This is a genomic window from Psychromonas sp. KJ10-2 (genome assembly GCF_047323255.1).
Classification (GTDB): domain Bacteria; phylum Pseudomonadota; class Gammaproteobacteria; order Enterobacterales; family Psychromonadaceae; genus Psychromonas.
The window spans coordinates 3,765,866-3,788,686 of sequence record NZ_CP178827.1 but is presented as its reverse complement, the minus strand read 5'-3'; the positions used below and the strand labels follow the sequence as shown (position 1 = coordinate 3,788,686).

The following is a 22,821-nucleotide window of genomic DNA, read 5'->3' as shown; positions in this document are numbered from 1 at the left end:
CGATGCGGTGAAACATCGGATTTTAAATAACAGCTTATTGGTAATGTGCTAAACGCAGACTATTTTAAGTGCGGCGTATTAGTTGTTACATGTAAGTTTTGTGCACGATGACGTAATACATGGTCAAGTAAAGTGATTGCCATTTGCGCTTCTGCAATTGGCACAGCACGAATACCCACACATGGGTCATGACGACCTTTAGTGATCATCTCAGTTGCTTCACCATCAGTTGTAATAGTACGACCAGGGATGGTTAAACTAGAAGTCGGTTTTAACGCAATAGAGGCAACAATATCTTGGCCCGTTGAAATACCACCTAAAACACCACCAGCATGGTTAGATAAGAAACCTTCAGGCGTCATTTCATCACGGTGCTCAGTACCTTTTTGGTTGGCTACTTCAAAACCATCACCAATTTCTACACCTTTAACAGCATTAATGCTCATTAAAGAGTGCGCTAATTCCGCATCTAAACGATCAAATACAGGCTCACCTAAACCAACAGGTACACCAGAAGCAACCACTGTTACCTTAGCGCCAATTGAGTTACCTTCTTTAATTAACGCTTTCACGCAATCTTCTAAATCAGTTAACTTGCTCGTATCAGGGAAGAAGAAAGGATTGTTTTCTACTTCATTCCAATCAATTGTATCTGGCGTGATATCACCCATTTGGCTTAAGTAACCACGGATCTCAATACCAAATTGCTCTTTCAAGTATTTCTTAGCAATCGCCCCGGCTGCTACACGCATTGCTGTTTCACGTGCAGAAGAACGACCACCACCACGGTAATCGCGGTGTCCATATTTTTGATGATAAGTGTAATCAGCATGACCAGGACGGAACAGGTCTTTAATTGCTGAATAATCTTTAGAACGTTGATCAGTGTTTTCAATGATCAAACCAATGCTGCAACCTGTGGTTTTACCTTCAAATACACCGGATAAAATCTTTACTTGGTCGCCTTCTTGGCGCATGGTGGTATAACGTGATTGCCCCGGACGACGGCGGTCTAAATCATGTTGTAAATCTTCTTCAGTGATCGCTAAGTTAGGTGGAATACCATCAATGATGCAACCTAACGCCACACCATGGCTTTCACCAAAGGTTGTCACTTTAAACACTTGACCAATACTGCTTCCTGCCATTGTTAATTTCTCACTTTAATAAATTTCAAATAATACCCAGCACCATTAAGATGCGAGGTATAACTAAATGTTAATGTTTTCAAGCTGTGCTTTAGTCAGAGCAAATACACCGTGTCCACCGATTGAAAATTCAATCCATTGGAATGGGATCTCTGGATAAGCAGCTTGTAAGTGCACTTGCGAGTTTCCTACTTCTACAAATAACACACCATCATCATTTAACATTGCACTTGCTTGACGTAGCATTTCACGGACTAAATCCAGTCCATCATCACCACAAGCTAAGCCTAATTCAGGCTCATGTTTATATTCTTCAGGCAAGTTTGCCATATCTTCCGCATCAACATAAGGCGGGTTAGATACAATCAGGTCATACTTCTCATTTTCAACGCCACTAAACAGATCTGACTGAATAGGGAATACTTGTTGAGATAAACCGTGATTTTGGATATTAATATCTGCTACTTCTAATGCATCTTCAGAGAGATCAACAGCATCCACCTCTGCATCAGGGAAAGCATAAGCACAAGCAATCGCAATACAACCACTACCAGTACATAAATCAAGAATGCGTTTTGGTGCAGTTTGTACCCAAGGTTCAAACTTAGTTTCAATCAATTCTGCAATAGGAGAGCGTGGCACTAAAGTGCGCTCATCCACGTAGAACTCTAACCCTGCAAACCAAGCACTGTTAGTTAAGTACGGCACAGGAATGCGCTGTTCAATACGTGTCACAATTAACTCAACCAACATTTTACGTTCACGTTGTGTTAAACGTGATTGCAAAATTGAGATATTGCTTTGTAGCTCAAGGTTTAATGACGGCAAGATTAGTTGTACTGCTTCATCCCAAGCATTATCAGTACCGTGACCAAAAAATAGCCCCGCACGATTAAACTCGGTCACAGCCCAACGTAATATATCTTGAATGGTTACTAACTCATCAACCGCTTCATCACTAAAAATCGTATCCAATTTATTCTCCACTTAAGGTAAACTTCGCTCATTCAACTACCTAGTTTAGGAAAAACCATGACCGATTATAATAATGATGATGATTTTTCGCTGTTTAGCGCAGAATTTGCTGGTATCAAAAAATTGCAACAGGATACCATAAAATTGCCCCCGAAAAACATTAAGAATAAAGCGGTCATTAAAGAAAAACGTGAACAAAACTTTGAACAAAGCCATTTCTCTGATGCCTATGAACCATTACTACCAAGTGACGGTCCCGTTCGTTATAGCCGAACTGATGCTGAAAAGTACTTAGTAAAGCAATTACGTCGTGGTGACTTCACGCCAGAGATCATTCTTGACCTGCACGGTTTAACCCAACAAGAAGCTAAAAGTGAATTAGCAGCCTTGATTAACTGTTGTAAAAGAAGGCTTATATTGCTGTAGTGTGGTGCATGGCATGGGTAAACATGTTCTCAAAAACAGGTTCCACTTTGGTTAGCACAGCATCCAGATATCCTTGCTTTCCATCAAGCACCTTTGGAGTTTGGTGGTCAAGGCGCACTATCGGTTTTAGTTGAGTTAGAAGATTGGCAGATGAAAGAAGAGAAAAACGCTAAGTTTAACTTAATCCACCAGCAGCCCCATTAAGAGGTCCCATTATGGCTAGTTTATTAATTTTATTAGATGACATTGTCACTGTATTAGATGATGTTGCAGCCATGAGTAAAGTCGCAGCGAAGAAAACAGCGGGTATTTTAGGTGATGACTTAGCGCTTAATGCACAACAAGTATCAGGTGTAAAAGCAGACCGAGAAATACCTGTGGTCTGGGCTGTTGCCAAAGGGTCATTATTAAATAAAGCGATTATTCTCCCTGTGGCCCTGTTGTTAAGCACCTTTCTGCCGATCGCAATTAATATATTGTTATTAATTGGTGGTGTGTATCTTTGTTTTGAAGGGTTTGAAAAAATAGCTCACTCTCTTTTTACTGCAGATAAACCAGCTCAAAAACAACAACGCCTGCAAGCTAATGCAGACCAACATATCGACTTACTAGTAATGGAGCAAAAAAAGATTAAAGGTGCTATTCGTACCGATTTTATCTTATCGGCTGAAATCATTATTATTGCCCTCGCCTCCATTCCTTCCGATGACCTAACGGCTCAAATTGTAACATTAGTAGCCTTATCAGTAGGATTAACCGCGTTTGTTTATGGCTTTGTTGCCGCTATCGTGAAAATGGATGACCTAGGTTTATATTTAATCAATGGCTCACAGGATAATTCAAGATCACTGTTAGGCTGGGTTGGAAAATCATTAATCGCCTTTGCACCTCTCTTAATGAAATTATTAGTATTGGTGGGGACGGTTGCAATGTTCTTAGTAGGCGGTGGTTTAATCGAGCATAACCTACCTTTTATTGCAGAATGGAGTGAGCATTTAATGACGTTATTCACTGATTTACCGGCCTTATTAACCACCAGCCTACCCACTATTTTCGCAGGCATAGTAGGTTTAATCGCTGGGGCATTATGCTTTATGGTGGTCACACTGTGCTTAAAGTTGCGTAAACCTGATTAATACTAAACTCTACAGAGTTTTTAAGTTAGCGACCTATTTATTAGCCTATCGCTCGCTTAAACCGTTCTTCTCATACGTTTCAATATTGTTTCGGAATCTAAATGCGCTTGGTACTTTTCATACTCCAAGCCTTTAGCGAAGATATATTTAGTCACTAAAACCCGAACCTGTTTTAATAACATTCCTTCATCCCAGTCCTGTTCATAAAATCGATTTACGTGTGCAATATTAATGGCATTAATAAATACTTCCTTAGACGTATCATTGCTAATTAAAATCCTTTTAGTATGTATAAATCGAATATCCTCAGCGATGTATTCTAACAGTGGAACATCACAGCTTGCACATTGCGTGATGCCTGAAACAATCAATACCAGGAAGTCTCCTTGCCTGTCTATTTCATCCATTTTTTTAACGCCTCATCTGCAGAATTACATTGTGACAATGTCATAAAGTTAGATAAAGGAGACAGTGTCTGCAGTAAATTAAAGGTAATTTCGGTATTATCATCAACACAAACAAGATGTAATTTATCCATAAATACTCCTTAAACAGCGCCAAATAAGTTCACTATCCAGACCGTAACAAAACTTAATAAAACACCGGTAATACCAATAATTACCCCCACTTTTGCCATCTCTTTGGTTTTTATATGCCCAGTAGCATGTGCTAATGCATTAGGAGGTGTGCTGATCGGTAATGCCATCCCCAGTGAAGAGGCAAAGGTCACCACTAATAACAAGGTCACTTCTCCGCCCAATGGAGCCAATGAACTCATCGAGACACCAAGTGTTGCCATCATCGGCATCAGTAAATTAGCGGTAGCAGTATTAGACATAAAATTAGCCATCAATAGACTTAAAAATGCAGCGCCAATCAACACGATATAGGGCGAAAAAAATCAAAAGGAATGCTATAGACAATTAATGCCGCTAAACCACTTTTATCCAAGGCAAGACCCAGCGCAATACCACCAGACACTAACCATAAAACATCCCAAGATATTTTCTTTAAATCGTCTTTAGTAATAATCCCTGTCATTAAAAAAACCGTCACAGGTATCATCGCCACCGTGTAGGAGTTCATGCCATGTAAGGAGCCCATTAACCATAATAGAATGGTGATAATAAATACCGCATACACTAATAATGCTTTAGGTGTTTTTAAAAACTCACCTTGAATATCAAGCTCTATTTTACGCTGTTTCGCTGGGAACATTTTATTAATTAAGTACCAGGAAAAAGCCATTAAGATGATCGTAAATGGCACACCAAATGCCATCCATTCAGCAAAATTAATATTATTAACGCCTTGTAAATACTTCAAGGCAATCGCATTAGGTGGCGTACCAATAGGAGTGCCAATTCCACCAATATTAGCCGCCAGCGGTATACATAAAGCAAAGGCCACTCTGCCAGGATCTTTAGGATTAAATAAGGCAATAACAGGTGCTAAAATAGACAACATCATAGCGGTCGTTGCTGTATTTGACATAAACATGGAAAATAATCCAGTGATCAGCATTAAACCTAACATCAAAAAACGAGGCTCTTGACCAAAAGGTTTAAGTAATACACGCGCTAAATTCACATCTAGACGGTATTTTGTCGCAGCAATAGCAAGAAAAAAACCACCAAGAAACAACATAATAATTGGGCTAGCAAAAGTAGCCATAATATCCACATGGCTCATCACAACCCCATACTGTGCAGAGCCTTCCTCTGCGCGAAAAAAATAACGGCTTTATCTGAAACCAGCAGTAATTCAAAGGCAATAATGGCAACGGAAGTGGAGTAAATAGGAATAGGCTCTAATATCCAGCTCAATGTAGCAAAAATAAAAATAGCGGCGATACGCTTCTGAACAATAGTCATTCCTTCAAAGGGAAACGCCGACAATGGCAAATACAGAATCAATAAAGGTACGCATATAGGCAATATGTATTTTAAATATTTATACAATCTAACCTCCAAAACCCCGATCTTAAAATAAGATTATCAAGGTATTGAAATTAAGATTAATAGGCTTAGATCAATAAATATTTTATAAACATAACGCATCTGGTTAATTTGTGGAGAAGCTCAAAATACGTGATTGGAAATTGTTCAGATAAAGGCGATAAAATATCAATGTCCGAGCACCGACTTAGCAATAGGTAATAAAGCCGCACCTTGATCCGTTAAAACAGCTGTGTGTGTTTCACGATTAAATAATGTCTTATCAATGCAGATTTCAAGGTGTTTTATTAATCGCTATTATCCCTGTTATTGCGTACTTATTAGGCGTCAGCTTATGCCAGGCATTAATGATGAATATTGGTGTGGATATTGGTGTGACCATTTTTATTACAATTTACGCTTTCTTCTACAACCTAACTTAAACCTAACTTACGACCATACAAGAGCATTTTATTGTAGGTGACTGTTCAGTTGCTTGTTAAGTCTACTATTATTCGAAATAATGACTCGCTTTATTGATTGAAGCGAGTCATTAATCCCACCTCTATCTAACGAACATCGCTCATCAATATTAATAATAAGATTAAAAAAACACCTATCAAAGCAGTGTCATTCATTGAATTGATATTTTACATACCTTCTATTATTAACAAAAATTTGAAACTGTTTTTAGCCTTACCAATCTTATAAAACCATAACAAATCAATATACTAGTCAACATCAAATGAGCATGACTAATTGCACTAAGAACACTCATTACTAATACATTGCTAGACACTAAAAAATTCAGGAAATAACATTATGAGCCAACAAATCATTAAAGACCTAAACGTTCGTTACACCACTAAAAAATACGATGAAACAAAACGCATCTCAGCTGAAGATATGCAAATAATCAAAGAAGCACTGCGTCTATCTGCTTCATCTATTAACTCACAACCATGGAAATTCATCGTTGTTGAAAGTGAACAAGGTAAACAACGTTTACATGATACATTTGCTAACAAGCACCAGTTTAACCAACTACATGCAAAAGAAGCTTCTCATACAATTTTATTTGCTTACGACCCTAAATTTACTAAAGACAAATTCCGTAAACGTGTCGATGCAGAAGTAAGCTCAGGACACCTACCAGCTGAAATGTACGATAACTTCATGGGCGCTTACGCTTTTGCAGATTTCAACACTGATGAAAATGGTTTTAACGGTTCATGGACTAAAGCACAGGTTTACCTTGCACTAGGTAACATATTACATACTCTGCCACGCATGGGCATTTCATCAACACCGATGGAAGGTGTAGATGCTGATTTAATCGGTGAATTATTCAAAGAAGAGTTAGACGGACATATCTGTGAAGTTGCATTAGCCATCGGTTACCCGAAAGCAGAAGAGGATTACAACTACGGCTTACCAAAAGCACGTTTAGCAATGGATGATGTGATCACAGTTGTTTAATCAAATAATGCTAGCCAGCATCACCATGTTAGCTAGCTAAATTATTCTAGGGGACACAATGTTGTCCCCTTTTTTATTGGCGTTAAACCTCTACCCCCGCTTCATCGCATTCGACAATATCAGTTTCAGTTAGTGCTTGTGCTACCCACCTCTGCAACACAGGGCAACTTAGCACATACTCACAATACTGCTCCGCCAGCGGAGATAAACTAATTTGATATGTTTTTAAACGTAATACAACAGGTGCATACATTGCATCAGTAATACTAAAGTCACCAAACAACCAAGCATTAGGGTAAACAGTTTGTTGTGTAGCAAAAATATGATCAATACGCGCAATATCTTGTTTAGCCGCTGCTGACAACTCAAGGTGACGGGTTGCTCTTATATTCATTGGCATTTCGTTTCTTAACGCAATAAATCCAGAATGCATCTCTGCACTTAAACTACGAGCTTGGGCTCTATTTACAATATTTTTTGGCCATGCAGCACCTAACAAATAAGCATCATTGATGTATTCACAGATCGCCAATGAATCCGATACCTTTAAATCGTCATCAATCAGTGCTGGTACTTTATGCACGTTGAAATGCTTTTGTAACTCACTATAAAAATCAGGCGTATCAAGTACTAGCTGAGTTTCATCAAATACTACATTGAATTTGCTCATTAAATACCATGCTCTCAATGACCATGTAGAATAGTTTTTATTACCAATAAATAATTGCATTACAACTCCTAAGTGATTAAGTTATCAACAATATAAAACAGGATGTGGCTAAATACTCGCCAAAGTTTTTCATACCTTACATCAATGATATTGATGTATTGAACACCATAGGATTAATATGGAGATTGATGCACTTCGTACTTTTTTAGCCTTTGTAGATACAGGCAGCTTTACTCGAGCCGCGCAACAAGTCTGTCGGACTCAGTCAGCGGTAAGTATGCAAATGAAGAAGCTAGAATCGGATGTTGCTACCCCATTATTTGTTAAGCAAGGTCGACAGCTTGTGCTCTCACATGCGGGGATTCAGTTAGCGAGTTATGCAAAGCAATTAATCACACTACATGACGAAGCTCATAAACAATTAAAAACAAGTGTTGGTCTGGTCCGTATTCGACTAGGTTGCCCTGATGATTATGCTCAATCGATATTACCTAGAATCACCCGACTCTTACATCAACTTATAGAACAATTAGATTTACAGATCACCTGCGCATCAACCCTAGAACTAAAGAAGCAGCTAGACCAAGGTTTACTAGATTTAATTATAGCGACTCGCTCTCCTAGTTCTGAAGAAGGGTATTTCCTTCATTCCAGCACCGGAGTATGGGTAAAAAGTGAGTTGTTTAATTACCGCCAAGAAATGACCTTACCATTAGCTATTTTTATGCGTGATTGTAAATTTCATCAAGCAGCGATCGAAGGGTTATTAAAAACTGAACGACAATTTAAAGTAGTTGGATGTTGCTCAAGTTTAAGTGCTATTGAAGGCCTAGTAAAAAACCATTTAGCAATAGGAGCAATGGCAGAAATAAGCAAAGCGGAATCATTAATCATCATTGATGATCCAACCCTACCCACTTTGCCATCCGTTGATTTAGTGCTGTTGCTTGCAAACCATACCCATAACCCGATTAGCCAAACCATGGTAAAAAAGCTAGCTGAGCAATTTGTTAATGAAGGAAAGCATTGAACAATATGAACAAGCTGGTAATTACCAGCTTAGAAAAAACCTTCAACGTTAATAATGTTGCTTTAAAAAGTGAATAATATCCTGTGATTCGTACATCCACTGATCACTTTTGCCTTTTTCAGAAATCAATAAACAAGGTACCTGTACTTTACCGCCGCCTGCCATTAACTCCTTTCTTAACTTATCATGTACATCTAAATCTTTATAAGTCACGGCCACTTTTTGGCTCTGAATGACTTTAATCACTCGCTTGCAGAATGGACAGTGTCCCATGTGATAAAGCGTTAATTTCATCAGAACTCCTTTTGAATGAATGTATATAAAGAAGAATCACAATACGCAAAGAGAGAATAATAACAATACAAATTAACCTCAACGATTAATCACTCACCTGCCCTTGCTTCATTAAATAATCTTTTAACATAGTCGTGTTACGTGTATTGGCTTTAAAGAAGGCATCAAAAAAGTCACCAAACAAAGGAATTAAACCACCGAAGAAGTCGATTAATATATTAATAACCATTTTCAATTTAATGCGTTTACTAGCGCCAACTCGGTGTGCTTCAAACAAGACATAACTTGATAACAGCACACCAACCGCATCCCCAACAAGTGGCACCAAGCCGATGATAGCGTCAATACCAACCCTAAATTGTGTAAAAGGAATACGCATACTGCTATCGGTTAGTTTACTAAACCGCTCAAGTCGCTTAATCGCGGCGTCTATTTTTTGCTGAGAGAGCTTTTTATTTGTATGTTTTGAATTAAGCATAATGAACATCCACTTAATGAATAATAACAGCACATAACATCAAGTTATTCATCACTTTAACATTAACTCCTTCACAGTAAAACGAAATAGAAAAGTATGATCAAACTTCACCAATGAAACAATAAGAAAATATATGTTAAGAAATGTGACAAAAGATCTGAAAAACCTATCAAAAAACCTATAAATTAACAATAGTAAACATAAAAACACCTGTTAATATTAAAAACAAAGGATTATTACAATGAACAAAATAAAGTTGATGTATAAATGGTTAGTTTTTACAACTTTGTCTACTTTAGTTTTCTCAGTTCATGCAGTGGATTACATGAAAGTGACAAAAAGCGAATATACGATAGATAATTTTAAATTTGAAAGTGGTGAAACTTTGCCAAATTTAAAAATCACATATCGCACCTTTGGAAACCCTGAAGGTGAGCCTGTTCTTCTTTTACATGGCACTCATGGTAATGGCGGCAGCATGCTATCAGATGCACTTGTTGAAAACCTTTACGCCCCTAATAAAGCTCTTGATGCCCGAAAATATTTTTTAATCGCACCAGACTCTATTGGCACAGGAGACAGCACAAAACCTTCAGATGGTTTAAAAGCAAATTTCCCAGTTTATAATTATCATGACATCGTCAAAACACAATATGCTCTATTAAAAAACCACCTAAATATCGATCATTTACGAAGTATTTTTGGGTACTCAATGGGTGGTATGTTAGCTTTTGATTGGGCAATAATGTACCTGGATTACATGGACTCTATTGTACCGACTGCAGCCTTTCCCATAACAATGTCAGGTAAAAACTGGGCTATGCGCAAACTTTTAATTGACTCAATACGTAGAGATCCGCTGTGGGATAACGGAAATTATACTGATGTTCCCCTTCTTTCCTTACCGCTCGAATTTGGTTTGGTACAGCATTTTATTTAAACAATAAAAAAATGTCAGCACTTTATCCAACTCCAGAATCATTTAACAAAGCACTTGAAGAGAAATATTCAGTTAAAACGGCTCCAGATGCTAACGATGCAATGTATCAATGGGGAGCATCTCGAGATTTCGCGCCTGAAAAAGATTTAAATAAAATTAAAGCATACGTCCTATTAATTAATGAAGATGGAGACCCAAGAAATCCCGCTGATCTAGATACTTTAAGTATTAACATTAATAAGATACCACATGCAAAATCACTCATGATTAAGGCTGATAGTAGTTACTCAGGGCATGGTACGGTTTACCACCTCCCATGGTTATACGAAAGTAATCTTGCGAAGTTTCTTTCAGAAGTACCAGAAATATAAATATTTAATAGAGTTATCTAATGGCTCATAAATGAAAGTTTAAGGTTATTCATTTATTAATAACCTTAAACTTAAATAATGGATGCCATTGATTAAAGCCAGTTATAGCTATGAAGTGCATTCGTGAGTACTAGCCAACAGACTTTGCTTTGTAATTAGCATCCCTTTCACTGATCACTTCTTTTAATGCCAAGGTGCCATTAATAGCCGCTGGGAACCCGCAATACACACTCATTAAAATCATGATTTCTCGAATGTCTACTTGGCTGACACCTATACTTAAGGCCGCTTTTATGTGAAATTGCAGTTGTGGTGAAGCTGTGCCCATAGCGGTTAACGCTGCAATGGTGGCCATTTCTCGATGCTGGCTATCTAAAGCGGGTCTGGAGAAAATATCGGCAAAACCGTATTCAATCACCAATCTGGCAAGGTCAGGCGAGATATCTTTAAATGTCGCTTCTAAGTTTTCAACTTGGTTCGCATCCAATTGACTAAGGTGTTGCGCACCTAGCGCATAACGTGAAGTACCTTGAGGAATAGCAGCCGACTGAATAACACCAGCTTCATCTAACTTGCCCTCTTGTTTGCGTTCAGCAACCACCTCTTTTAAGGCCAACATGCCATTAATCGCAGCGGGGAAGCCAGCATAGCTAGACATTTGTAATATCACTTCTTGAATTTCAGCGATATTAGCACCGACATTCAAGGCACCATGAATATGTACTCTTAGTTGTGGTGCCGCATTACCCATGGCGGTGAGTGCAGCAACAACGGTTAACTCTTTTGACTTAAGTGCTAGTTCAGTTCGATTATAAACGTCACCAAACCCATATTCGATAATGTATTTCACTAGGTCTGGTGAACAGTCCATCAGGCTTTCAACGACCTTTTCACCCGCCTCTTTATCAATTATTTTTAAGTTTTTTAATCCTGTTTCATACCGTTCATTTGACGTTGTCATAGTAACCTCTGTTCATTGATGGGAAGAACATCAGCTTAATCCTTAGAGTAAACTCTAAGTCAACCACTTAAATTTTCGTAATAAAGGATTTTTTCTTTAATCTTCTTGAGGTGTAATGCCTCTAAAGCGATTCTCTCTTCTAGGATAACAACATGCTCTTGTAACAACTCCTTACGTTGATCGGCTGTTGATTCCCCCTGCTCACGTAAATCGGCATATAACTTAATATTATCCAGCGGCATGCCCATCTCTTTTAACCGTTTAACAAATTCAATCCACTCCATATCTTTAGTCGTAAAGAAGCGGTGCCCACTGGCATTGCGCGCGATGTGTTTTAACACCCCAATCTTTTCATAATAGCGAATGGTATGGGAAGAGAGGTTCGTTAAGGTTGAGAAGCGTTGAATGTTGATAAAAACCTCCAAGGAAATGAATTCGTCGGGTATGGCAAATGATGGTTAATCATTTAAGTTTGGATAGCTGAGCCTTAGTGACTCTACCTGATGATGCACTTTACTATGCGAGCTATCGACTGTTAAAGCACTCTACCTTCACAGAATGACGGTATTTCAGGCTGTAAAGCACTCCAGTTAGCGCGATAGTTTGTATAGATTTGAGCGTCAATGGTCACCGGAATATCATCATCAAAAAGCGCAATAGCTAACTCTATCTCTTCTATTGGTGCGTCTTTAACCCTAAAACCTACACTTGAGCCACACTCTTTGCAAAAGAACGAGTAGTACCATTTTCGGCTGTAAAATCTTTTATCAATTCAACACCAGAAACCCACTTTAGCCCTGAGACACTGACCAATGTGCCGAATGCAGCACCATGAAATTTTTGACACATAGTACAATGGCAATTAGCCGCTTTTTCGTTAAAACCGTTAACGACAAAAGTAATTTGATGACATAAGCAAGCGCCTTTGTATGTGTGATTCATAATGTTCCCTATTGTATCGAGGTTTATAATTTCTACTTGGAATGAGTGGGAGCTATATTGACTCTCTGTTTAAGTGGTCAAGGTTTATGGGTTTCACACTTTACGCTTACCGTTATATTTCAAGGTAAAAACATGTTCACCCATGTGCCTTATATTTCTCATATTCTTCTAGGTATAAGTTTTCTGAAGTGTCACGAAACTGTTGCCGCCTTAAGTGTAAATCGTTAAGCTTTTCGCTAATACTTTTGTAAATGATTTGATGAGCTTGGTTCTTTAAGTAGAGATTCATCATAATCATCAATTAAATAATCATCTTCCAAAGCGATGTTAACTAGTTGAAGTAATATCGTTTTGTCTAATTTATCTAAAGATTCATAATTACCGTCTTTTTTCAAAAGAATCCCTGAGAATTTTCAATTTTTAATGCTTTCATAACCACTCTTTCTTTCTGTATATGCTGTTTCACCAGCTTCTAACGAGTCTATAGTCACTTTGAAGTTATCCATTTTTATTCCATCAACAGTACTTAACTCTTTAACGGATGGGTGCCCAGAATATCTTCTATATACAATTTCACCCTTTTCAACTTCTTTGGATGTATAAACTACATAATCAGCCTTAATGGATGCTCCAACCGTACTGTTGTGTGTTACCACAACTATAGGCATAGTTTGTGAGAGCTCTTTCAATATTTGATTCACTTCTCCTTTCAAAAAAACGTTGTCAAAAGAAGACTCGGGCTCATCAATTAATAAGTAGTCGTAGTTTTGAGCATCCTTAATTTCTTGAAGCAGTCTGAATTCTGATCTTTCGCCACCTGAAACTTTAAAGCCATCTTTGTTAAGAATTTCATATTCAATACATGCAAAGTATTTATAGAACTCAGAAGGAGTTAACGCCTCATTATTTTTTAACTGAAGAAGATATTTATATGGGGAAGAGTATTCTTTGTAGGCACTAGTAAAGGCGACTTTCTTACCACTTACACTTTTAATTTCTCCAGCCCCGTTAAAAGCTCGTTGCTTACAAACAACTTTAAAGCCTTGAATGTTTTCTTCATTAATAATTTTTTCAGTCTGTAGTTGTTTAGTGATTAGATTAAAATTCAAAACTTTTCGATGTTCAATCATTACTTTGTACAAATCAACATCTTTCACTTGTGTGCTAGAAGACCGTAGTTTGAGTTTACTTTTTACATCCCGTACAGCCTCATTAACAACTTTTTTCTTCTTTTGGCTAAGTGTTTTTTCCCAAAGAGACTCTATTAACTCACATGCTAGACCCTTCAAGTTAACTATATTTATATGTTTATCAATTACATCTCTGTACTCAATATTTTCAATTAATAGTCGAATAGAGGTTATGAGGTCAGTAAGTCCTTTCTCTTCATTTATTTCAAATTGTGACTCGTTAAATAGAGTAACTTTAGAGAAAGCGTCTCGTTTACTTACCTCTTCTGCCTGTTTCAAAAGAGTTTCAAGATACTCATCTACTTTACGTCGATTAGTAACAAGGTCAATAGTACTTACATCATCTAGTACTACTTTAAAAGGGGCTAAGTGCTTGTCTACAAAATTGCTTTTCTTTCGAGCTACACCTTCATTAAATTCTTTTTCATAATTGGAATCATCTCTCTGTACTAGAGAAAATTGAGGGATATACTTTACGTTTTTACATTCCTCATTGATCCGATTTAAAGTCACAGTTTTTCCAGAAGATCTTGCCCCGAGAACAATATTCAAACCAGTAGAAAGTTGTTGACCATCATCAAATATCTGGAACAGTTTATTTCCATCAGATTTTGATAGAGCAACTTTGCTTCTATCACTCAAACTATGCTTGATTGCACTTATTGTTAATTCACCACAATCAATATAGGTTTGCCTTGGGGGAACTTACGTAAACCGTCCTTAATCCTTACATCACTAAATAGCACAGGAGTTATTTCATTCTCATCCCTTGCCATTCGAACAAATTTCTTTGGGCTGTCAACCTCTCCTGCATCTATGAAGGTGCGTAGTTGTTCAAAGGTATCTTTTGATATGGATGGTTTTTTCTGGTAATGAGGAATAATTAAATAATTATTAAGACTTCCAAATATCTGAATTAATTCTTCGACATTTATATTATCTCCTGCCTTCTTTATTTTTTCAGATACTTTATTAGCTTTAAGTTGAAAATCATCTAAGTTTTCGTTCTCTGAAATGAGAAGGATATGACCATTATCAACATAAATTTCAATGCCAGGGAATACTATGCAATTCAAGGCTTTTTGAATCTCATGAAATTGAGCGAGATCGAAAACGTCGTGGTTTGTTATAGCAATAGCATCAAGTTCTGTCACCGTAACGTATTCATTTAGCTTATCCAATGAAAATTCAAAGTGTGCATCACTAAATGTAGGGACTGTATGCAAATGGAGATCAATTTTTTCAACGAATATTCCCTTTATAATTAAAATCGTTTACCTATGCAGAGCAATACTCGTATCCCCCTAAATTTTGGCGATACTGACTAGGAATCCGAGCTGCTATCCACAACTATTAGCTCACACTGATTTTTAATCATATTTTATAAAACAGTATAAATTACTAGCATTAAAACTAAAAAACCAACCAACCACTTGGATATACGATAAAAAGGTTCGCCAACTTTAACCCTATCCCACTCAACCTTGAATGTTTTATGACTTACCATTTCTAATTCAATAACAGCTTCTGACAACTCACCTAATTTACTTGGTTCTTTGATTATTGAATTTATATTTTCTAATGAGGTTATCATTCGCTTATCTTTATCAGGGTTCAGGCTTAGTTTAGCCTTAGATACCGAAAAACAAATCTCTCTCAATAAGTCTGCGTTTTTCTCAAAAAACTCTGCTTCGAGTCCAGGGCGCATTTGTGTGTGTGTTATCGATATCCAAGATTGTAAGAGAAGACTAGACTTGCTAATTACTTCACTTACATGATCTCTCAACTTGTCAATCCAAGCCTGCCTAAATTCAGAAACTTTAAGCTCCTTGGATATTAACAACCCCATAAAAGATACAAATGAAGCCAACAGTGCTACGGTAATTTTTACGTCCATGGTTCCTCATAAAATATAACAACACCACTAAATCCAATAATTCGGTATTAACAGCGGAAGTGCGGAATAGTTTAATTTGTTAAAATATACGCTGTCAGAACATAAAAACAATGATTTAAAGCTGATAATCAAAAAATAATCATTTGATGAGAAGCATTCTCGTATTAATAAGCAAAATACGGAATGGGATAAAGGGGGTTATTGAAATGACTATTTCAATTAATTGCTAACTCACCTTCGGCTTTGTGTAGCCTTAGGGAGTTAGCGATACAGACATTATTATTCAGTCGGCTTTTGAATGGGTAACTTTATTGAGATCAAGCTGGTAATAACTAAAAACGCAAAGGCTATCCATAAACACGCGGCAAATCCATAGGCTTGGTAAACCCAGCCCGATAATACGGTGCCGACTAAACGTCCCATGGCATTGGCCATATAATAAAAGCCCACATCTAATGACACGCCATCTTGTTTGGCATAACTGATAATTAAGTAAGAATGTAAAGAGGAGTTAATGGCGAAGATAGCACCAAAAATCAATAACCCAACAATAATTAAGGTTTGTACATGCCACTCTAGGTGTATTCCCACCGCTAATACACCCGTTATCATCGCTAATAATGCACACCATAACATGGCGTTTTTACCGTCCGGTGTTGCGCCCTCTTTTGTGAAGTATGCGGTAATTTTAGGGGCAAAACCTTGCACTATGCCGTAAGCAACTACCCACGCTGCGAGGAAAGCGCCAACAATAGAATGCGACCAGCCAAAAATACTGGCTAAGTAGATAGGCAGAGCAACCACAAACCACACATCACGGGACGCAAACAGAAATAAGCGTGCCGCTGATAGAATGTTCACAGGGCCAGATTTGGAGAACATCTGACTAAATTTAGGTTTGGTTTTAGCTTTTCCTAAATCCCCTTCCAGGAACATCAAGCTCATCACAAAAACCGCCGCCAACACACCCGCCATAATCAACAAAGCCACTTGGAAACCTACCAGCGTTAATAGCAAACCACCGATGAAAAAACCTGCCCCTTTTAAGGCATTTTTAGACCCGGTTAATACTGCCACCCAGTGGTAAAGTTTCCCCTGTTGATTATTAGGAATTAGGGTTTTAATGGAGCTTTTGGCACTCATTTTATTGAGGTCTTTTGCTATTCCCGACAAGGCTTGTGCCATCATCACCCAAGGAATGGTTAACCATTGGTTAGGAACGGTCAGCAATAACAAGGCGACCACTTGCATGGCCAAGCCAATATTCATGGTGCGGTTTAACCCAACGCGTGCCCCTAACCACCCACCTACTAGGTTGGTGATCACCCCAAATACTTCATAAAACAAAAACAATAAAGCGATATCTAACGGGCTGTACCCTAGTTCATAAAAGTACAGCACCACTAACATACGTAATGCACCGTCAGTGACTGTAAAGTTCCAGTAATTAAAGGTAACAAGTAGGTATTGTCGTAGCGATTTATCCAGTGTTGAGAACCACTTCATTGCTTTTATTCCTAAGGGCGATTAAATTAATGAGACTTTTTTAATAAGCTCAGCAGTACGTGTTGCGTAGCCCATTTCGTTATCGTACCAAGCGTAGATTTTTAACATACGTTTACCGATTAACATGGTTGATAGGGCATCAACAATTGTTGATCGCTGGTCACCACGGTAATCGATGGATACTAATGGACGCTCTTCGTAACCTAAAATACCCGCTAATTCACCTTCTGATGCTTCTTTTAATAACTGATTCACTTCTTCAACACTGGTATCTCTTGCTACTTCAAACACAATGTCTGTTAATGATGCATTCGCTAACGGCACACGTACCGCATGCCCGTTAATTTTGTCTTTTAAGTCAGGGAATATTTCAATAATGGCCTTTGCTGACCCGGTTGTAGTAGGGATCAAACTCATACCACAAGCACGCGCACGGCGTAGGTCTTTATGCGGTGCATCAAGAATAGTTTGTGTATTAGTTAAGTCATGAATCGTTGTAAATGCGGCATTAGTGATACCCAGTTTTTCATAAATGACTTTCACAACCGGTGCAATACAGTTAGTGGTACAAGATGCTGCCGTAATGATTTTATGAAACGCTGGTTTAAAGGTTTCTTCATTTACGCCCACTACAATATTAGCGACATCTGGGTGTTTAACCGGAGCTGAAACCACCACTAATTTAACGCCTTGCGCAGTGTATTTATCCAATAATGCTTTGTCTTTATTAACGCCCGTTGACTCAATAACCACATCACAACCAGACCAATCTACGGCATCGATTTCACCTTGTTGTGTCACTTTAATTGATTGCCCTGCTACTTCCATGGTGTTGTCTGTGCAAGTCACGGCGTGATTCCAACGACCTTGTACTGAGTCAAACTCTAATAAATGCGCTAAGGTTTTTGCATCACCAGCCACATCATTAACTTGTACAAATTCAACTTCAGGCCAATCAAATGCTGCGCGCATTGCTAAACGGCCGATACGTCCAAATCCATTAATACCTACTTTAATTGTCATGGTCACTCTCTCTATTTAATTTACATTTAATCTGATTTATTTTTCTGTCATTTTGCTTTGTTGATAATTTTCAATATCATCAAGGTATTCTGCTTTTAAACATTTTGAAGTCGTTAATCCTGCAATCACTTGGCGCATCCAACCTGGTAAAGCAGGATTGACTTGGTAATAGATCCACTGCCCTTCTCGTTGATCCAAGAGCACGCCCGATTGACGCAGAATAGCCAGGTGACGCGATATTTTTGGCTGACTTTGATTCAGTGCCAAACACAGTTCACCAACACTAATCCTTTCCTCTCTTGCGATTAAGATAAGGCAGCGTAATCGTGTTTCATCGGATAACATTTTAAAAAACTGATGAGGTTGCATATAAAATTCCATATATTCACATATGCGCATATTATAGTAAGTAAAAATAAGAATGCAATATGGCATAAAAGAATGTTCTGACTTTTTCTATAGCTAATACAAACAGAATAAACCGAAAAATTGACAGTTTTGTGAACCATTTAAACCACTATTTGGCAATGTATTAAAAACCGAATGGTTAACTTGGAAAAAACTGATACCAATTGCATTAAATAAGTGAGCTAAATTTTGCGCAGGAAAAATGACTTAGTTCAAGCCGTCATTTAAACCTATCGGCGATTAACTTGGTTCATAGTCTGATGGAGAATTAACTAAAAAATTTTAATTATTAAATAGTTGTTCTATTTGCGAAAATTAAACAGAGGAGTCAGTTATTTTAACAAGTAAAATAGCTCAATGACTGAGTGGGATTGGTATTAGTCTAAATAGAAATAAATGACTATTTACTACGGTAAGCTAGGCTGTTGTTTAATATAGTAAATTGATGAGGAGTGAAACATAGAGTACGTTTGGGTTCGCTCAGTTTCTGACTTGATTGACCCGATGTTTGCTCTAACCATAGTATTTCACTGGTCACCTTTATCTGTACAGCATGTCCCTGCTGCCAATCGCAAAATAAGAGACTTGCCGTGGGATTCTCCATTAAGTTACCTAAGGTGTTAAAGAAGCCATTACCTAAGTAGTCTTCTATTAATAATTGCCCGTTGTCGTTAATTCTAACAAAACCAGCTTCCCCGCCACGATGCGCGATATCAGCGCCACGACTTCTCTTATCTTCTCCATCATCAAAGTAGCTGGCAATAAAAAAACTATCTGCTTGGCATATCAAGGCTCGCAGATCATTGGTCATTATTATCGAAGATAACTGCGACGTCGGATCATAATCTGCGTTACTAACCAATGTTTTAGGTTGAATATATTTAGGGCAATTGCCATAACTCTGTAATACAGACACTTTAATGTTCTTTTGGTTAATCTCAGTAATGATCGCATTAACACGATTACGCCGCTTTGTATTAAATTCAATAGCGAGTAAACCAATACGATCTCCCACGTTAATTTGATTGTGCCTGAAATCACCCATTGGATTTTGTGTATTGATCCATAACTCAGTCTCTGTGGGTGAGGAAATAAAGCCCTCTTCACCAAACAGAATACTGCTTTGAATAATTGAAGTGGCATCTCGATAAGCCATGAAAATCATAGTCTGAGAATGAAAAAATTCACGGTGTTGTAAAGGCATAAACTGACGAATGAATTTAGGGCCGATTTCAGCCATTCGTTGTTCAGTACCCGCTCGCTTCTGTATTAAGCGCTCACCTTGGTGCCAACTACTTTCCATCGTTTTCTCTTTATTGACTAATCAATTCAAGTCTAACGCCACCGGAATTGAACACATCATGTGTACAAAAGGAGAATCACCTAATGCTTCTGGTGCAAACTCAATGTCAACGTCATCCAGTTTAAGTAGGTTCTGATAGAGAGTCTGTAGTTGTTCGATGCTATTCACTTTCAATGCAAAATGGTGCAAGCCAACATTTTTTGTGCGATCAAATTCAGTCAAGTTATCAGCATCTTTGATCTGCCATAACGTTAACATCACTGTGCCATCAGAAACAAAAATGGCTGGGTAAGCAGGCTTTTCGCCTACTACTTTAAAGTTTAATTGTTCAATAAAAAAAGCGGCAGTTTTTTTGATGTCCGGAATAGTAAGGCCTAAATGGTGAATACCTGAAGTACCGATTGTTGTTTTACCGCTTTCAATTGATTTTTCTGAAGATGTAGCGCACATAGCAAATACCTTTATTAATTTATCGTTGTATAAAATGTTTGTTACCCAAATGGCGATATTAATGCTCAATAACATGAAAGCAAAAACAAGGGTGAACAAATCTGTTCACCACTATAGGTGAACAGAACTGTTTACGTCAAGTTTAAATTGGTTATAATTTAGGTCTTATGAACGCTTATTTAACATATTTGCTAAAAGGACAAGCAATAACATGCAACCAAGAAAACAACACCTAATCGATACTGCATTGATTTTATTCAATAAATTTGGATATCATGCGACAGGCATTGATTTGGTTTTAGCGGAGTCCGGTGTGTCTAAGGCAACGCTGTATAAGCATTTCCGTAGCAAGGAAGAGCTAATATTGGCGGCATTACAACTTCGTCATGAGCAAGTTGTCAGTAAATTAAAAAGTAAAATTGAAAGTAATAAACAAGATCCCCAAAATACTGACTCACAGGAAGATGTATTGGTTATTTTTGATAATTTAAATGAATGGTTTAATAGTGATACATTCTTTGGTTGTAACTTTATTAATGTCAGTGCTGAATATGCTGATCCTAATCACCCTATCAATATTTTTGCGGCAAAACACAAGCAAACCCTAGTCGATATTATTGCTACGCAATTACCCCCTCAAGCGGATCCGAAAGTCACTCAGCAAAAAGCAGATCAGATCGGTTTATTGGTTGAAGGTGCGATTGTAATGGCTCACACTCGCGGCATGAAACAATCAGCACTGATTGCAAAAGAGATGGCAAAAACAATACTCAAGGCTTAATGAGTAGTTGATGCGCTGAGTTATTTAAATATTTTTTAAGCAGTGATAACTTATGTTTATAAGGCGGATACAGTAATGGTAAATCTAACCAAGTCGCTGCAGTGAGTACACTCTTTTGGTGTGAAAAGCAGTCGAACCCGTGTTTACCATGATAACTCCCAATACCGCTTAATCCTACGCCACCAAAAGGTAAGTTTGGATTCGCAAGGTGTTGAATGCATTGATTAATGGCAAGACCGCCCGCTTGTATTTTTGAGGTCAGTAGCGACTGTGTTTGTTTACTTTCAGTAAAAATGTATGCCGATAGAGGGTGTGCTGGTAAACGATCAATGACCTCCAATACCTCTGCAAATTTAATAAAACTGATGACAGGTAAAACCGGCCCAAACACTTCTTCTTGCATGATCGCGTCATCTAAAGACACATTATCCATTACTGTGGGTGCAATATAACGTTGGGTAATATCAATATCCCCGCCTACAATGACTTTTTTTGCATCGATTAAACGACTAATACGTTGCGTGTGACTTTGACTCACAATACGCCCTAGGTCACCACTAGTACTGGCATCTTCCCCATATAAATCAATGATGCGTTTCACTAATGTTTGTAAGAACTTATCTTTTATTTTTTCATCAATGAGCAGGTAATCAGGGGCAACACACGTTTGACCTGTGTTTAACATTTTGCCATACACAATGCGTTTTACAGCCACATCAATGTTTGTGTCAGCACAGACAATACATGGGCTTTTTCCACCTAGCTCCAAGGTTACCGGCGTTAATTGTTTTGCCGCTGCTTGCATCACAATTTTCCCGACCTGAGTGCTGCCAGTGAAGAAAATATGATCAAACTTTTGTGTTAATAATGCAGTGACTTGCTCAACCTCACCTTCCACACACTGCACATATTCAGGCGGAAAAGTCGCATTGATCATCGAGGTTAATACTTGACTGACAGTCGGTGTTAATTCAGATGTTTTGACAATACAAGTGTTTCCCGCTGCGAGTGCGGCAATCAGCGGAGATAAACACAATGAAACAGGGTAATTAAAAGGTGCAATGATTAAACAAACGCCTAATGGCGAAGCATGAATGTGACTTTTAGCAGGTTGTAAATAATAAGGTGTCGTTACTTTTTGGGGTTTCATCCACTTTTTTAAGTGTTTGATGGTATCCGATAACTCATTGAGCACGAAACCAACTTCAGTCAAGTAAGCTTCAAATTCCGGTTTATTTAAATCAGTATTAAGCGCTTCAATTAACGCATCTTGATTGTCGGTAATGGCCTGTTTTAATAACTTAAGTTGTTGCACACGATAGGTGAGTGAAAAGGGAACATGCTCGGTAAAATAAGTACGTTGCAACTGCACCTTTTGCTTATAATTTGCATTTAACATAGCAGTATCTACGGTCATAAATTCCTATTACGTCATTAACGATAGATGAGCTAATCAATAATTCGGCGCGTTAACGC

Annotated in this window: 30 protein-coding genes and 3 pseudogenes; 9 read left to right on the top strand and 24 right to left on the bottom strand. The window is 37.9% G+C overall.

The genetic code is table 11. The features are described 5' to 3' along the window. Nucleotides 1-59: 59 nt before the first annotated feature. Together aroC and prmB are read right to left on the bottom strand one after the other, a co-directional pair. The gene (gene aroC, locus ACLKL2_RS18770; RefSeq protein WP_113819104.1) at nucleotides 60-1,148 is read right to left on the bottom strand and encodes a chorismate synthase; all 1,089 of its coding nucleotides are present in this window, start codon (nucleotides 1,146-1,148) and stop codon (nucleotides 60-62) included. 63 nt (nucleotides 1,149-1,211) lie between these two features. Further along, nucleotides 1,212-2,123: a 50S ribosomal protein L3 N(5)-glutamine methyltransferase gene (prmB, locus tag ACLKL2_RS18765; protein ID WP_113819103.1), complete on the bottom strand. Its 912-nt coding sequence runs from the start codon at nucleotides 2,121-2,123 to the stop codon at nucleotides 1,212-1,214. 57 nt (nucleotides 2,124-2,180) lie between these two features. Here prmB and smrB point away from each other — a divergent pair, with 57 nt between their 5' ends. The 3 genes and pseudogenes from smrB (at nucleotide 2,181) to ACLKL2_RS18750 (ending at nucleotide 3,685) form a co-directional block, all read left to right on the top strand. Further along, nucleotides 2,181-2,549: an endonuclease SmrB gene (gene smrB, locus ACLKL2_RS18760; protein ID WP_413692786.1), complete on the top strand. Its 369-nt coding sequence runs from the start codon at nucleotides 2,181-2,183 to the stop codon at nucleotides 2,547-2,549. 45 nt (nucleotides 2,550-2,594) lie between these two features. Then, nucleotides 2,595-2,753, top strand: a pseudogene (locus tag ACLKL2_RS18755) (hypothetical protein); the annotation flags it as partial. A gap of 11 nt (nucleotides 2,754-2,764) precedes the next feature. Beyond that, nucleotides 2,765-3,685, top strand: a complete 921-nt coding sequence (locus ACLKL2_RS18750) for a DUF808 domain-containing protein (RefSeq protein WP_413692785.1) — start codon at nucleotides 2,765-2,767, stop codon at nucleotides 3,683-3,685. 56 nt (nucleotides 3,686-3,741) lie between these two features. Here the strand turns inward: ACLKL2_RS18750 and ACLKL2_RS18745 are convergent, their stop codons facing one another. Genes ACLKL2_RS18745 through ACLKL2_RS18725 form a run of 5 tightly spaced genes read right to left on the bottom strand, consistent with a single transcriptional unit; the run spans nucleotide 3,742 to nucleotide 5,646 of the window. Then, on the bottom strand, nucleotides 3,742-4,092 hold the full coding sequence (locus ACLKL2_RS18745; protein ID WP_413692784.1) for a hypothetical protein: 351 nt from the start codon (nucleotides 4,090-4,092) through the stop codon (nucleotides 3,742-3,744). Beyond that, a complete protein-coding gene (locus ACLKL2_RS18740) occupies nucleotides 4,080-4,223 on the bottom strand; it encodes a hypothetical protein (protein WP_413692783.1) in 144 nt (47 codons plus the stop codon). The genes ACLKL2_RS18745 and ACLKL2_RS18740 overlap by 13 nt, the downstream gene beginning before the upstream one ends. A 9-nt stretch (nucleotides 4,224-4,232) precedes the next feature. Then, a complete protein-coding gene (locus tag ACLKL2_RS18735; protein WP_413692782.1) occupies nucleotides 4,233-4,523 on the bottom strand; it encodes an anion permease in 291 nt (96 codons plus the stop codon). 38 nt (nucleotides 4,524-4,561) lie between these two features. Then, nucleotides 4,562-5,377, bottom strand: a complete 816-nt coding sequence (locus ACLKL2_RS18730) for an SLC13 family permease (RefSeq protein ID WP_413692781.1) — start codon at nucleotides 5,375-5,377, stop codon at nucleotides 4,562-4,564. Beyond that, nucleotides 5,377-5,646 (bottom strand): hypothetical protein, encoded by a 270-nt coding sequence (locus tag ACLKL2_RS18725; protein ID WP_413692780.1) that lies wholly within the window; start codon nucleotides 5,644-5,646, stop codon nucleotides 5,377-5,379. Before ACLKL2_RS18725 ends, ACLKL2_RS18730 begins: the two co-directional genes overlap by 1 nt. Nucleotides 5,647-5,897: 251 nt before the next feature. Between ACLKL2_RS18725 and ACLKL2_RS18720 the strand changes: the two genes are divergently transcribed. Further along, the gene (locus ACLKL2_RS18720) at nucleotides 5,898-6,065 is read left to right on the top strand and encodes a chlorhexidine efflux transporter (protein ID WP_413692779.1); all 168 of its coding nucleotides are present in this window, start codon (nucleotides 5,898-5,900) and stop codon (nucleotides 6,063-6,065) included. A gap of 379 nt (nucleotides 6,066-6,444) precedes the next feature. Then, nucleotides 6,445-7,101 (top strand): nitroreductase family protein, encoded by a 657-nt coding sequence (locus ACLKL2_RS18715; protein ID WP_113819097.1) that lies wholly within the window; start codon nucleotides 6,445-6,447, stop codon nucleotides 7,099-7,101. 82 nt (nucleotides 7,102-7,183) lie between these two features. Here the strand turns inward: ACLKL2_RS18715 and ACLKL2_RS18710 are convergent, their stop codons facing one another. Further along, entirely contained in the window at nucleotides 7,184-7,831 is a 648-nt protein-coding gene (locus ACLKL2_RS18710) for a glutathione S-transferase family protein (RefSeq protein ID WP_413692778.1), read from the bottom strand. Nucleotides 7,832-7,949: 118 nt separating this feature from the next. On the opposite strand from ACLKL2_RS18710, the gene ACLKL2_RS18705 reads away from it, so the two are divergent. Beyond that, nucleotides 7,950-8,801 (top strand): LysR family transcriptional regulator, encoded by an 852-nt coding sequence (locus ACLKL2_RS18705; protein ID WP_413692777.1) that lies wholly within the window; start codon nucleotides 7,950-7,952, stop codon nucleotides 8,799-8,801. Nucleotides 8,802-8,849: 48 nt separating this feature from the next. Here ACLKL2_RS18705 and ACLKL2_RS18700 read toward each other — a convergent pair whose 3' ends face one another. Continuing rightward, nucleotides 8,850-9,095 (bottom strand): glutaredoxin family protein, encoded by a 246-nt coding sequence (locus ACLKL2_RS18700; protein ID WP_333382466.1) that lies wholly within the window; start codon nucleotides 9,093-9,095, stop codon nucleotides 8,850-8,852. An 85-nt stretch (nucleotides 9,096-9,180) separates the two neighbouring features. Further along, nucleotides 9,181-9,573, bottom strand: a complete 393-nt coding sequence (locus ACLKL2_RS18695) for a DUF4112 domain-containing protein (protein ID WP_413692776.1) — start codon at nucleotides 9,571-9,573, stop codon at nucleotides 9,181-9,183. Between the two features lie 241 nt (nucleotides 9,574-9,814). Between ACLKL2_RS18695 and ACLKL2_RS18690 the strand changes: the two genes are divergently transcribed. Further along, entirely contained in the window at nucleotides 9,815-10,513 is a 699-nt protein-coding gene (locus ACLKL2_RS18690) for an alpha/beta fold hydrolase (RefSeq protein WP_413692775.1), read from the top strand. Between the two features lie 11 nt (nucleotides 10,514-10,524). Then, nucleotides 10,525-10,884: a hypothetical protein gene (locus tag ACLKL2_RS18685; protein WP_413692774.1), complete on the top strand. Its 360-nt coding sequence runs from the start codon at nucleotides 10,525-10,527 to the stop codon at nucleotides 10,882-10,884. A 130-nt stretch (nucleotides 10,885-11,014) separates the two neighbouring features. On the opposite strand, the pseudogene ACLKL2_RS18680 reads toward ACLKL2_RS18685, so the two are convergent. The 13 genes and pseudogenes from ACLKL2_RS18680 to ACLKL2_RS18620 all read right to left on the bottom strand — a co-directional run. After that, nucleotides 11,015-11,308: pseudogene (locus ACLKL2_RS18680) on the bottom strand (carboxymuconolactone decarboxylase family protein); the annotation flags it as partial. 159 nt (nucleotides 11,309-11,467) lie between these two features. Beyond that, nucleotides 11,468-11,845: pseudogene (locus ACLKL2_RS18675) on the bottom strand (carboxymuconolactone decarboxylase family protein); the annotation flags it as partial. A 59-nt stretch (nucleotides 11,846-11,904) separates the two neighbouring features. After that, nucleotides 11,905-12,270, bottom strand: a complete 366-nt coding sequence (locus ACLKL2_RS18670) for a MerR family transcriptional regulator (RefSeq protein WP_413692773.1) — start codon at nucleotides 12,268-12,270, stop codon at nucleotides 11,905-11,907. A 277-nt stretch (nucleotides 12,271-12,547) separates the two neighbouring features. Beyond that, entirely contained in the window at nucleotides 12,548-12,787 is a 240-nt protein-coding gene (locus ACLKL2_RS18665) for a GFA family protein (protein ID WP_413692772.1), read from the bottom strand. A gap of 236 nt (nucleotides 12,788-13,023) precedes the next feature. After that, nucleotides 13,024-13,182 carry a hypothetical protein gene (locus ACLKL2_RS18660; protein WP_413692771.1) on the bottom strand — a complete coding sequence of 53 codons (159 nt, stop codon included), beginning with the start codon at nucleotides 13,180-13,182 and terminating at the stop codon, nucleotides 13,024-13,026. 18 nt (nucleotides 13,183-13,200) lie between these two features. After that, the gene (locus ACLKL2_RS18655) at nucleotides 13,201-14,619 is read right to left on the bottom strand and encodes a hypothetical protein (protein ID WP_413692769.1); all 1,419 of its coding nucleotides are present in this window, start codon (nucleotides 14,617-14,619) and stop codon (nucleotides 13,201-13,203) included. A gap of 23 nt (nucleotides 14,620-14,642) precedes the next feature. Then, nucleotides 14,643-15,131, bottom strand: a complete 489-nt coding sequence (locus tag ACLKL2_RS18650) for a hypothetical protein (RefSeq protein WP_413692768.1) — start codon at nucleotides 15,129-15,131, stop codon at nucleotides 14,643-14,645. Between the two features lie 227 nt (nucleotides 15,132-15,358). Next, nucleotides 15,359-15,874, bottom strand: coding sequence for a hypothetical protein (locus tag ACLKL2_RS18645; RefSeq protein WP_413692767.1), 516 nt, complete (start codon nucleotides 15,872-15,874; stop codon nucleotides 15,359-15,361). 279 nt (nucleotides 15,875-16,153) lie between these two features. Further along, nucleotides 16,154-17,380 carry an organoarsenical effux MFS transporter ArsJ gene (arsJ, locus tag ACLKL2_RS18640; protein WP_413692766.1) on the bottom strand — a complete coding sequence of 409 codons (1,227 nt, stop codon included), beginning with the start codon at nucleotides 17,378-17,380 and terminating at the stop codon, nucleotides 16,154-16,156. 21 nt (nucleotides 17,381-17,401) lie between these two features. Further along, nucleotides 17,402-18,403 carry an ArsJ-associated glyceraldehyde-3-phosphate dehydrogenase gene (locus ACLKL2_RS18635; protein ID WP_413692765.1) on the bottom strand — a complete coding sequence of 334 codons (1,002 nt, stop codon included), beginning with the start codon at nucleotides 18,401-18,403 and terminating at the stop codon, nucleotides 17,402-17,404. Nucleotides 18,404-18,439: 36 nt separating this feature from the next. Further along, entirely contained in the window at nucleotides 18,440-18,772 is a 333-nt protein-coding gene (locus ACLKL2_RS18630) for a metalloregulator ArsR/SmtB family transcription factor (protein WP_113819086.1), read from the bottom strand. 439 nt (nucleotides 18,773-19,211) lie between these two features. Then, nucleotides 19,212-20,114 carry a pyridoxamine 5'-phosphate oxidase family protein gene (locus ACLKL2_RS18625; RefSeq protein WP_413692764.1) on the bottom strand — a complete coding sequence of 301 codons (903 nt, stop codon included), beginning with the start codon at nucleotides 20,112-20,114 and terminating at the stop codon, nucleotides 19,212-19,214. A gap of 21 nt (nucleotides 20,115-20,135) precedes the next feature. After that, a complete protein-coding gene (locus ACLKL2_RS18620) occupies nucleotides 20,136-20,564 on the bottom strand; it encodes a VOC family protein (protein WP_413692763.1) in 429 nt (142 codons plus the stop codon). Nucleotides 20,565-20,775: 211 nt separating this feature from the next. On the opposite strand from ACLKL2_RS18620, the gene ACLKL2_RS18615 reads away from it, so the two are divergent. Next, nucleotides 20,776-21,345: a TetR/AcrR family transcriptional regulator gene (locus ACLKL2_RS18615; RefSeq protein ID WP_413692762.1), complete on the top strand. Its 570-nt coding sequence runs from the start codon at nucleotides 20,776-20,778 to the stop codon at nucleotides 21,343-21,345. Here the strand turns inward: ACLKL2_RS18615 and ACLKL2_RS18610 are convergent. After that, nucleotides 21,335-22,762, bottom strand: a complete 1,428-nt coding sequence (locus ACLKL2_RS18610; protein ID WP_413692761.1) for an aldehyde dehydrogenase — start codon at nucleotides 22,760-22,762, stop codon at nucleotides 21,335-21,337. The two genes, ACLKL2_RS18615 and ACLKL2_RS18610, sit on opposite strands and share 11 nt — an antisense overlap. Nucleotides 22,763-22,821 lie beyond the last annotated feature (59 nt).